At 46.4% G+C, this 11,754-nt stretch carries 7 protein-coding genes and 2 tRNA genes; 8 read left to right on the top strand and 1 reads right to left on the bottom strand.

Going from position 1 to position 11,754, the window contains the following annotated elements; translation table 11 throughout:
* Positions 1-13: 13 nt before the first annotated feature.
* From clpP to MEALZ_RS14865, 7 genes are all read left to right on the top strand, one after another.
* Positions 14-661, top strand: coding sequence for an ATP-dependent Clp endopeptidase proteolytic subunit ClpP (gene clpP / locus MEALZ_RS14895; RefSeq protein ID WP_014149477.1), 648 nt, complete (start codon positions 14-16; stop codon positions 659-661).
* Between the two features lie 83 nt (positions 662-744).
* On the top strand, positions 745-2,016 hold the full coding sequence (gene clpX, locus MEALZ_RS14890; RefSeq protein ID WP_014149476.1) for an ATP-dependent Clp protease ATP-binding subunit ClpX: 1,272 nt from the start codon (positions 745-747) through the stop codon (positions 2,014-2,016).
* Positions 2,017-2,329: 313 nt separating this feature from the next.
* On the top strand, positions 2,330-4,747 hold the full coding sequence (lon, locus tag MEALZ_RS14885) for an endopeptidase La (RefSeq protein ID WP_014149475.1): 2,418 nt from the start codon (positions 2,330-2,332) through the stop codon (positions 4,745-4,747).
* A gap of 182 nt (positions 4,748-4,929) precedes the next feature.
* Positions 4,930-5,202, top strand: a complete 273-nt coding sequence (locus MEALZ_RS14880; RefSeq protein ID WP_014149474.1) for an HU family DNA-binding protein — start codon at positions 4,930-4,932, stop codon at positions 5,200-5,202.
* Positions 5,203-5,215: 13 nt separating this feature from the next.
* Positions 5,216-5,291: transfer RNA gene (locus tag MEALZ_RS14875), tRNA-Val, on the top strand.
* An 8-nt stretch (positions 5,292-5,299) separates the two neighbouring features.
* Positions 5,300-5,376 (top strand) — tRNA-Asp (locus tag MEALZ_RS14870).
* A gap of 789 nt (positions 5,377-6,165) precedes the next feature.
* A complete protein-coding gene (locus MEALZ_RS14865) occupies positions 6,166-8,028 on the top strand; it encodes a SurA N-terminal domain-containing protein (protein WP_014149472.1) in 1,863 nt (620 codons plus the stop codon).
* A 415-nt stretch (positions 8,029-8,443) separates the two neighbouring features.
* Here MEALZ_RS14865 and MEALZ_RS14860 read toward each other — a convergent pair whose 3' ends face one another.
* On the bottom strand, positions 8,444-9,226 hold the full coding sequence (locus MEALZ_RS14860) for an enoyl-ACP reductase FabI (protein ID WP_014149471.1): 783 nt from the start codon (positions 9,224-9,226) through the stop codon (positions 8,444-8,446).
* Between the two features lie 92 nt (positions 9,227-9,318).
* On the opposite strand from MEALZ_RS14860, the gene MEALZ_RS14855 reads away from it, so the two are divergent.
* On the top strand, positions 9,319-11,739 hold the full coding sequence (locus MEALZ_RS14855) for an ABC transporter substrate-binding protein (protein ID WP_223842314.1): 2,421 nt from the start codon (positions 9,319-9,321) through the stop codon (positions 11,737-11,739).
* The last annotated feature ends 15 nt before the right edge of the window (positions 11,740-11,754 follow it).

Raw genomic sequence — 11,754 nt, 5'->3', positions numbered from 1 at the left:
CTTAGGAATACAAATGCACTATCGAAATGAGTTAAATAATAGCATGCAGCCACAGGCGGCCGGCGGTTTGGTCCCAATCGTCATTGAGCAGACGGCTCGGGGAGAACGTTCGTTCGATATTTATTCCCGATTGCTCAAAGAGCGCGTGATTTTTTTGGTGGGCCAAGTCGAAGATTACATGGCCAATCTGGTTGTTGCGCAGTTATTGTTTCTCGAATCGGAAAATCCCGATAAAGACATTCATCTTTATATTAACTCTCCGGGCGGTTCGGTAACCGCGGGTATGTCAATATACGATACGATGCAGTTTATCAAGCCTGATGTCAGTACGATGTGCATCGGTCAAGCCGCTAGTATGGGGGCGTTGTTGTTAACTGGTGGTGCTAAAGGTAAACGCTTTTGTTTGCCTCACTCGCGAATGATGATCCATCAACCTTTAGGCGGTTTCCAAGGGCAGGCTTCCGATATTGATATTCATGCTCGTGAAATATTATCAATAAGAGAAAAGCTCAATAAAGTTTTGGCTTTACATACCGGCCAGCCCATCGAAAAGATTCGTTTGGATACCGATAGGGATAATTTCTTGAGTGCGCAAGATGCGGTCGAATATGGATTGATCGATAAGGTCTTGACCAGTCGTGTCGGCGAAACTGTCAAATAATAATTTGCTAATGTTCGGGATATCCTTTTTACTGAATCGATTGATGCGAATACTTCAGTCTTGGGGGATGTGGGAGTCTATTTATGAGTAATGACAAAAGCGGTAAAGATGACGACAAGCTTCTTTATTGTTCTTTTTGCGGTAAAAGCCAGCATGAAGTCAGAAAACTGATTGCAGGTCCCTCGGTATACATATGCGACGAGTGCGTCGAGTTGTGTAACGATATTATCAGGGATGAATTGTTGGATGAGTCTTCAGAAGGCGATGGCTCTCTGCCGAAACCGTTAGAAATTAAAACCGTGCTGGATGAATATGTCATCGGGCAGGAGCGTGCTAAAAAAACTTTGGCTGTTGCGGTTTATAATCACTATAAACGTTTACGCAGTAAATCCAAGAAAGATGAAGTCGAGTTGGCGAAGAGTAATATTTTGCTGATCGGTCCGACCGGTTCGGGGAAAACCCTGTTGGCTGAAACATTGGCAAGATTGCTGGATGTTCCTTTCACAATTGCCGATGCGACTACATTAACCGAAGCCGGTTATGTCGGCGAAGATGTCGAAAACATCATTCAAAAAATTCTGCAGAAGTGCGATTACGATGTCGAAAAGGCGGAATCGGGTATCGTATATATCGATGAAATCGATAAGATATCCAGGAAGGCCGACAATCCGTCGATAACGCGTGATGTTTCCGGTGAGGGTGTGCAGCAAGCGTTATTGAAACTGATCGAAGGCACGGTTGCTTCAGTGCCTCCGCAAGGCGGACGTAAGCATCCTCAGCAGGAGTTTTTGCAAGTCAATACGGCGAATATTCTTTTTATCGTAGGCGGCGCGTTCGCGGGATTGGATCGTGTGATCAAGGCCCGTTCCGAGAAAGGCGGCATCGGTTTTTCCGCCGAGGTCAAGGCTAAGGATAACGACAAGAATGTCGGTGAAATCTTTGCCCAGGTCGAAGCGGAGGATTTGATCAAGTATGGCTTGATTCCCGAGTTTGTCGGTCGTCTGCCGGTTGTTGCAACGCTTGAGGAATTGGATGAGGAAGCGTTAGTCAAGATCTTAACCGAACCTAAGAACGCCCTCGTCAAACAATATCAGCACTTATTTGAAATGGAAGGGGCTGAATTGGAATTTAGAGAAGATTCTTTGCATGCCATTGCTCGCAAGTCTATGGAAAGAAAAACCGGAGCAAGAGGGTTGAGGACCATCGTTGAAAATGTCCTGTTGGATACGATGTATGATCTGCCTTCAGCGGAAAATATCACAAAGGTCGTCGTGGATGAGGGCGTGATATCGGGCGAATCTAAGCCAATTTTGGTTTATGAATCCGAGATAAAAAAAGCGGCTTCGGACTCCTGATATCCCTTTTGCTAATTAAACTTCGGTGCAGGACTTCCGTTATCCATAGCGTTATACAAATCTGCAATACGATAGCTCATTAGCTAGTAACTACCTTGGTAATTTAGGCGCTAGTCAGGCGAGTTACCGGCCACTACAAGCCTTATCGTGTAGCATATTTCTCAGAATAAGAAAGGGCTTTATATATACATATAAAGCCCTTTTTTGCTTAATTGCGATGGTTATTCGCTCAAAACTTGCTATTTTAATAAGTGGCCTTATATTAAAGTTATTCATGAATAATTAATAACCCCTTTTGCGGAAGCTTATTGAAATGACAGTTATACATCAAACAAAAATGATCGTGCCGGTTTTGCCGTTAAGAGATGTCGTGGTTTATCCGCACATGGTGATTCCATTATTTGTGGGAAGGGAAAAATCGATTGTCGCGCTCGATTCGGCAATGAAGGATAACAAGCAAGTGCTTTTAGTCGCACAAAAAGAAGCCGAAGTCGATGATCCCGATTTCACCGATTTATATCAGGTGGGGACATTGGCGAATATTCTCCAATTGCTTAAATTGCCTGACGGAACTGTAAAAGTGCTAGTGGAGGGAAGTCAGCGCTGCCAAGTGGATAAATACGAATTTTCCGACGGTTATTTCTCGGCTTTGGTCTCCGAGATTAATGACATTATTACGATGTCCGAGCAAGAGCAGGAAGTATTGCAGCGTACTGCAATGGGATCTTTCGATCAATATGTCAAGCTGAACAACAAGATTCCTCCCGAGGTGTTGAATGCGTTGGCCGGTATCGACGATCCGGGGCGTTTCGCCGATACCGTGGCGGCTCACATGACGCTGAAAGTTTCCGATAAACAAACGATCTTGGAATTGTCCGATATTCAGCAGCGTTTGGAAGCATTGATGACGCTGATGGAGGGAGAGGTCGATTTGCTCGAAATGGAGAAGAGTATTCGCGGGCGCGTCAAGCAACAAATGGAGAAAAACCAAAGGGAGTATTATCTGAATGAACAGATGAAAGCGATACAAAAGGAATTGGGTGAAATGGACGATGCGCCTTACGAAATCGAAGAGCTTGAAAAGAAAATCAATGCGGCAGGCATGACGGCGGAAGCGAAAGAGAAGGCGACCGCTGAGCTCAATAAGTTGAAAATGATGTCGCCGATGTCGGCCGAAGCGACTGTGGTGCGTAACTATATCGATTGGATGGTTAATGTGCCATGGAAAAAGAAAACCAAAGTCAGGCATGATTTAAAAATAGCGGAAGAGGTATTGGAAGCCGAGCATTACGGACTTGAAAAAGTGAAAGAAAGGATTCTTGAGTATTTGGCCGTGCAACAAAGAGTTAAACGCTTGAAGGGGCCTATCTTATGCTTAGTGGGTCCTCCTGGTGTAGGCAAGACCTCATTGGGCGAATCGATTGCGCGTGCAACCAACCGCAAATATGTACGCATGGCCTTAGGCGGGGTCAGGGATGAGGCTGAAATTCGTGGGCACCGGCGTACTTATATCGGTTCCATGCCCGGCAAGATTCTGCAGAATTTGGCTAAGGTGAAGACGCGTAATCCCATGTTTCTGTTGGATGAAATCGACAAAATGGCTGCCGATTTTCGTGGCGATCCGGCGTCGGCATTGTTAGAGGTTCTCGATCCCGAGCAAAATCACACCTTTTCGGATCATTATCTGGAAGTGGATTTCGATCTGTCCGATGTGATGTTTGTAGCGACGGCTAATACGATGAATATTCCGGCGGCATTACTTGATCGCATGGAGGTTATTCGTCTCGCCGGCTACACTGAAGATGAAAAAATCAATATCGCGATGCGTTATTTGATTCCCAAGCAAATCAAAAATAACGGTTTGAAAGAAAAAGAAATCGATATTGATGAGTCGGCGGTTAGGGATATTATTCGTTACTATACGCGAGAGGCCGGTGTCAGAAGCTTGGAGCGAGAGATTTCTAAAATTTGCCGCAAAGTCGTTAAGGATTTGTTGCTTCAACAAAAAGACGCTAAGGTACTGGTTGATTCGACTAACCTGGATAAATATTTGGGCGTTAGGCGTTTCAATTACGGATTGGCGGAAGAGCATGATCAAATCGGTCAAGTGACCGGTTTGGCGTGGACCGAGGTTGGCGGCGAATTGCTGACGATTGAGACGGCTGTTATTCCGGGTAAAGGCAAGCAAACCGCAACCGGAAAACTCGGCGATGTGATGAAAGAGTCTATCGAGGCGGCGATGACGGTGGTTCGAAGTCGTGCGGCTGTGCTAGATATCGATAATGAAGTTTTTCAAAAAAACGATATTCATATTCATGTCCCTGAAGGCGCGACTCCGAAGGACGGGCCCAGTGCCGGTATCGGCATGTGTACCGCGATTATTTCCGCGTTGACCAAAATACCTGTCAAGGCTAGTGTAGCAATGACGGGGGAGATCACATTAAGAGGTGAAGTGTTGCCTATCGGCGGCTTGAAAGAAAAGCTGCTGGCTGCTCATCGCGGAGGTATTACTACGGTGTTGATTCCGGCGGAAAATGAAAAAGACTTAGCCGAGATTCCGGCGAATATCAAGGAAAAGCTGGCGATTAAATGTGTACACTGGATCGATGAGGTCTTAGTTGAAGCGTTGCAGTACATGCCGGTTCCCGGCAATAAGAAAAAATCGATTGAACATGCTAAAAAAACCGAAGCGGCTGCTAAAGCAAAAAAACAGAATGTAACCGCGCATTAATCGGCCTTTTTTTGTTAAAGTGTGCTTGAAACCGGAAAATTCCTGGTCTGGAGAGTTTAAAGCTTGACACTTAAGGAGTCGTGTTGATATAAATGTTCGCTTTCTTATGTAGCGGGGGGGCGGCATAAGAGAATAAGCGCTTTGCTTATACAATTAACTTTAATAATTTCCTAGGGGGAATAATGAACAAATCTGAACTTATTGATGCTATCGCGGATTCATCAGGATTAACGAAAGCGGATGCCGGTCGTGCCTTAGATGGTTTTTTAAGTGCGGTAACAACAGCTTTAAGCAAAGGCGATTCTTTAGCGTTGGTTGGTTTCGGTACGTTTTCTGTCAAAGAAAGAGCAGAACGCAAAGGGCGTAATCCGCAAACAGGTGAAGAAATCACCATTAGTGCTGCAAAAATTCCTACATTTAAAGCTGGCAAATCTTTAAAAGATGCTGTAAACTAATGCTTCTTTAGTCGGGTGCTTAGCTCAGCTGGGAGAGCATCGCCCTTACAAGGCGAGGGTCGGGGGTTCGATCCCCTCAGCACCCACCACAGACTTAGGAGCGGTAGTTCAGTTGGTTAGAATACCGGCCTGTCACGCCGGGGGTCGCGGGTTCGAGTCCCGTCCGCTCCGCCAAATATAAAACCCCGGGCCGTTACACGGTTCGGGGTTTTTTTTTGCGTCGATTAAAGGTAGCTTTTACTCCGATCTGATTGAAAAGGCGGCTAATTTCCTGGAGGTGCTGGGTCATGGTGTTCAGGCTATCGCCAGGTTCCATATATGGGTTCATCCAGCTCCTAAATTCCAAATGTTTTAGTTGCGGGATTTCCGACAGTCACCCCCGCATCTTTAATGAAGTCGAGCGGTTTTTCACTATATCAAATTTCGGCAGTACCTGAGGAGTATGTGGTCCCTCGCCTAACGCTAACTGAGGGAGCATGGGATCAACATGGGCGTATTCATTCAGCACCTAAATTCCATAGCCCACTGGCCATGGTTAATTATCTTGGATAATTGGTGCTGGGTTCATGGCGTCCTGCCAAGCGAGTTGCCGAACCCTCAACAAAGCTCATAGTTCCAGGACGTTATTATTCCTTACGCACTTCAAATTTCGGCAGTGTCTGAGGAGGCGCCAGGGTGTGCGGCAATGGCTTTGCCAGCATGGAGCTGGCATAGGGTCTACAGGGATGTATTCACCCGGCACCTAAATTCCATAGTCCATTGGCTATGGTTAACTATCTTGGATAATTTAGGTGCCGGGTTCACGGCGCCCTTTGACGGACACCCTGGTGCCGAATTTTGATCTGCGATGGGTATAATCACAAAATCCAAAAAGGGGTCGAGTGGAAATTTGGCGGTAGCCTAAGAATCAATCCACATCAGTGTTCTTACAAATCAAGTTACTTTTATTTAAGGATCTAGCATATGCTGACAAAGATAAGAGAAAAAGCGCAGGGCGTATTCTCGTGGGTCATTCTGATTGCAATCACAGTGCCTTTTGCTTTATGGGGAATTCAAAACTATGTCGATGTTGGAAAAGAAACTCCGGTTGCATCAGTCGGCGATAGAGATTTTTTTCAGCGCGATGTATCTAAAGCCTACGCTCAATTCAGTCAAAGTTTGCAAGGTTTGGATATCGACGAGGAAACGCTTAAGCAGCAAGCACTGCAAAAATTGATTCAAGATGAGGTGCTTTTGCAGCATGTGCAATCGCAAGGCTTGGTGATAACCGATAAAACGGCTAGGGATTTTATCCAGTCCTTGGATTACTTTCAGGTTGACGGCAAGTTTGATAAAAACCAATACCAAGCATTGCTGGGCTCTCAAGGCATGTCTTCGATGGAATTTGTAGGCAGAATCAAGAATGCATTGATGATGGAGCAATTTCAACATGCGGTCGTTAAAAGCAGTTTTGCTACACCATACGATGTTGAAAGTTTTTTTAAAATTCAAAATCAGCTGCGGGATATTGAATATTTGACCGTTTCGGTCAAGACGATTGACGAGCAGCCCAGTGAAGAAGAAATTGAAGCTTTTTACCGGCAATATCAAGATAATTATCGTACCCCTGAGCAAGTTTCGGTCGATTATATCGAGTTATCGCTAAATGAGCTTGCCGACGCGGTCGAAGTTGTCGACGATAAATTGCGTGCTTTTTATGAAGAGCAAAAGGATTTTTTCAGCACTAAAGAGCGCCGAAAAATCAGCCACATACTGTTTGCAGTGACTAGCGAAACCGATGATGCGGCGGCGTTGGCAAAGGCTCAGGCAGCGAAACAGCAATTGCAAACCGAGTCGTTTGCTAAAGTTGCTGAAACTTTGTCCGATGATAAATTAACGGCAAAATCCGGCGGTGATTTAGGACTGTTCGAAGCCGGCGTGATGGAAAAAGCTTTCGAGGATGCGGCGAGTGCGTTGCAATTGGGTGAGATTTCCGATCCGGTTAGATCGGCTTTCGGTTATCACCTGATTAAAGTGACCGAACTGGTTCCCCGAGAAACTAAATCTTTCGAGGATGTTAAGGATGAAGTAAAACGATCCTATCAAAAAACAGAAGCCGAAAACAAATATTACGAGCTTGGGCAAACGCTGACGGAGTTCAGTTATGAGCATTCCGAAGACTTGCTCGAAGTAGCGGACGCTTTAGGGTTGACGATTAAAACGACGAAACTCTTTACCCGTGACCAAGGCGAAGGGATCGCTGCGGAACAGATGGTTCGTAATGCGGCATTTTCTGAAGATGTCTTGAAAGGCAATAACAGCGAGCCGCTCGAGTTGGAGGGCGATCGATTGATCGTATTGCATGTCAAGGATCATCAGCCTGCTGCCGTGCGCGAACTGGCTGAAGTCAAGAATGACGTCATCGAAGCGTTGTTGGTATCGAAATCTAGACGGCAGGCTGAAGAGCGCGTGTTCGATCTTAAAAGCCGGGCAATAGCCGGCGAGAACTTGAAGAAATTAGCCGAAGAAGCAAACGATGTTAGTCACAAATCGATAAAAGGCTTGTCGCGCACCAGTGCGGAAGTTCCTGGCGAACTTTTGCAGGCTGTCTTTAAAGCCGCCAAACCTGTCGCTGACCAGCCGAATCTTTTTGTTGCGCCTTTGAGCAGTGGTGAGCAAGTGTTGGTGAGCTTAAAGAATGTAACCGATGGCAAGATGACTGAAGAAGACAAAAAACGAATGGAATTGGCAACCAAAAATATTGCCAATGCTTTAGGTCAGTCGTTATTTAGTGCGGTAATGGCTAATTTGCAAGAAAAGGCCGATGTAATTGTCCGATCAAAATGATTGAGTCCGGATCTTGGGGGCAGCGTTTTAACAAAAGCGTTGCCTTATCGGATTTAAAAACGGCATAACGTTCGAAGGCCCGGCCATCGCCCCGGCAAATGAAAGTGCGAGGAATGGCTGGGTACGGTCACTCGCCCGACAGGACGCCGTAAACCCAGCACCTAAATTCCATAGCCTATTGGCCATGATTGATTACATGGATAATTTAGGTGCTGGGTAAATACGTCCATGTAGGCTCGACGGCGGCGACTGATTGCCATGGATGGCATGAATGCAGATTTTGCAGGAGCAAAAATCTGCCCTGCCGCCGACGCCTGTCGATCGAGCAACCGCATCCGCTTCGGTTCGCATACTTTCACAGTCAAAAAAGGGAGCTTAAAGCTCCCTTTTTTGACTGCGTTATCCTTGGAAAGAATTAGGATGCAGCTAAACCCGCTATGTTATAGCCTGCGTCAACATAGGTGATTTCTCCGGTGATGCCGGAAGCCAGGTCCGAACATAAAAATGCCGCTGCGTTGCCGACTTCTTCAATGGTGACATTCTTTTTCAAAGGAGACGTATCGGCCGCTTTACTCAGCATCGCCTTGAAATTGTTGATGCCGGAAGCTGCCAGTGTTCTAATAGGGCCGGCTGAAACCGCATTGACACGAGTGCCTTCGGCGCCTAAAGCTACGGCCATATAACGGACATTGGCTTCCAGGCTGGCTTTAGCGACCCCCATGACATTATAATTCGGGATCGCGCGTTCGGCACCTAGATAGCTTAGCGTCAACAAGGCGCCGTTGCGTCCTTTCATCATCGGCCGGCCCGCTTTAGCCAGTGCGGTAAAGCTGTAAGAACTGATATCGTGAGCGATTTGGAAATTCTCTCGGGTCGTGGCTTCCACATAATCGCCGTCCAGCGCTTCTCTAGGCGCATAAGCCACCGAGTGCACGATGCAGTCCAGTCCATCCCAGTGCTTGCCTAGTTCCTTGAATACGCCTTCGATATGGTCGTCATTGCTGACATCGCATTCGACAGTGATATTGGAGCCGCACTCGGCGGCCATTTTGACGACACGTTCTTGCAATTTGTCGTTTTGGAACGTAAATGCCAGTTCGGCACCTTCACGGTGCATTGCCTTGGCAATACCCCAAGCGATTGAGCGGTTGCTGGCCAAGCCGACAATCAAGACACGTTTGCCTTGCATGAAACCCATATTATCTCTCCATTGGTTTATTGTTAGAATAGCGCAAAGTATCTCTAACCGTTAATTTGATGTCCAGCCTTTTGTGGATGAATACGCTGCTGATGAACATAAAATCTAAAACTATCGGTGTAAAAGCAGTTTTGTCGGCAATTCCCAGTTTGAGCAGTTTCGCCGATCTTAGGGTGTGGGGTATGCCTGTCGAGGAACGCCGTAAACCCATCCATGGGGGCATGGCGGCAGCTAAGCGCCAACGATGGCGTGAATGCAGATTTTGCATTACGCCAAGGATGGCGTGTAGTAGGGCAATGCAGGAGCAATTGCCGAGGAGCAAAAATCTGTCCCGCTGCCGACATCCTCGCCAAGCACATCCCACACCCTTTTTGATCCACAAATTGGGAATTGCTGCAGTTTTGTCGGCATTTGCCTTTTTCTTAAGTGCTTGCGATATCTCGCAATTGAATAACCCTTATTCGAAAAAAGACGCTGATTTGGCCGTACTTTATTCTGCATTTACCGAGCGGCCGAAGCATCTGGACCCGGCGATTTCCTATAGTGCCAACGAATATACGTTTCTCGGACAGATTTATGAGCCGCCATTTCAATATCATTACCTCAAAAGGCCCTATGAACTGGTCCCGTTGACCGCGATGCAAATGCCGGAAGTAGTCTATCTTGATGTCGAAGGCAATCCATTACCTGAAAACGCTGCGGAAGCGCATATTGCCTTTACCGATTATCTGATTGAAATCAAAGCGGGAGTTCGCTATCAGCCGCATCCGGCGTTTGCCAAAAACAGTGACGGAACGTATCGATATCATGCATTGAATGATTCGGAGATAGCGCACATAACCGCGTTGGCTGATTTCGATCAGTTAGAGACCCGGGAGTTGGTGGCTGAAGATTACGTTTATCAAATCAAACGCCTGGCTTATTCGAAGATTCAATCGCCGATCGCTGAATTAATGAAGCAGTATATTGTTGGATTCGATGAGTTTTACGAGGCTACCCGTGATGTCGAAACCGGTGAATTAATGCAGCGGAAACTTTCCGGTGTGGAAGCGTTGGGCAAGTACCGTTACAAAATTCGAATCAACGGCAAGTATCCGCAATTCAGTTATTGGTTGGCAATGCCGTTTTTCGCGCCGATGCCTTGGGAAGCCGATGTTTTTTATAATCAGGATGGTTTGATCGAAAAAAACATCACGCTCGATTGGTATCCGGTCGGTACCGGACCTTTTTTATTGGCGGAAAATAATCCGAATCGGCGCATGGTGCTGGAAAAAAACCCCAATTTTCGTTTCGAAGCCTATCCCGACGAAGGTGAACCGGAGGACCGAGAGCAAGGCTTGCTCGAAGATGCCGGCAAGGCCTTGCCTTTTATCGATAAAGTCGTGTTTACGCTGGAAAAAGAAACGATTCCCTACTGGCAAAAATTCCTGCAAGGTTACTATGATGCATCCGGCATCGCCTCCGATAGTTTCGATCAAGCCGTGCAATTTTCCGGCAGCGGCGAAGTGGGTTTGACTCGCTCGATGGAAGAAAAAGGCATTCAATTGAAAACATCGACGGTCACCGCGATCTATTATATGGGCTTCAATATGCTGGATAGCCTAGTCGGCGGGTTGTCCGATGAGGCTAGAAAGTTACGCCAAGCGATCGCTATCGCGGTCGACTATGAGGAATTTATTTCGATATTCATGAATGGTCGCGGCGAAGCCGCACAGGGCGTCTTGCCGCCGGGTATATTCGGCTACGCCGAAGGGCAGGAAGGGCTCAATCGCTATGTTTACGATTGGGTGGACGGCAGGCCAAAGCGAAAGAGTATTGAGGCGGCTCGTCAATTAATGGTTGAGGCCGGATACCCCGGGGGGATAGACCCCAAAACCGGCCAACCCTTGATTCTGTATTTCGACACGACCTCGTCGGGTATCGATGATCGGTCTAGATTGAACTGGTTTCGTAAGCAATTTAGACAATTAGGGATTAAGTTGGTCATACGTGGGACCGATTACAATCGTTTTCAACAAAAAATGCGTGCCGGCAATGCGCAAATTTATATGTGGGGTTGGAATGCCGATTACCCAGATCCGGAGAATTTCTTTTTTCTGCTTTATGGACCAAACGGAAAAGTGCAATTCGGCGGCGAAAATACCGGCAATTACCAAAATCCGGAGTTTGATCGCATATTCGAAAAAATGCGTAATATGGATAACACGGATGAGCGCTTTCGCTTGATTCAGAAATTACAAGAACAAGTTCGTTATGATGTGCCGTGGTTATTCGGCTTTTATCCGAAAGATTTCATTCTTTATCACCAGTGGTATAAAAATGTGAAGCCGAATTTAATGGCGAATAATCGTTTAAAGTACGTTCGCATCGATACAGCTATCCGTACCGAAAAAAGACAGCAGTGGAATCAGCCGGTTTTCTGGCCTATTGTGCTCGTTTTATTGTTGTTAGCGGTCTTGATTGTTCCGGCAGTACTCGCTTATTGCCGTAAAATCAGAGCGCTTGCTCATTAGTTTTTATTGATTTAC

The sequence above is a fragment of the Methylotuvimicrobium alcaliphilum 20Z genome, assembly GCF_000968535.2.
Classification (GTDB): domain Bacteria; phylum Pseudomonadota; class Gammaproteobacteria; order Methylococcales; family Methylomonadaceae; genus Methylotuvimicrobium; species Methylotuvimicrobium alcaliphilum.
This window is presented reverse-complemented; position numbering and strand designations above follow the sequence as displayed.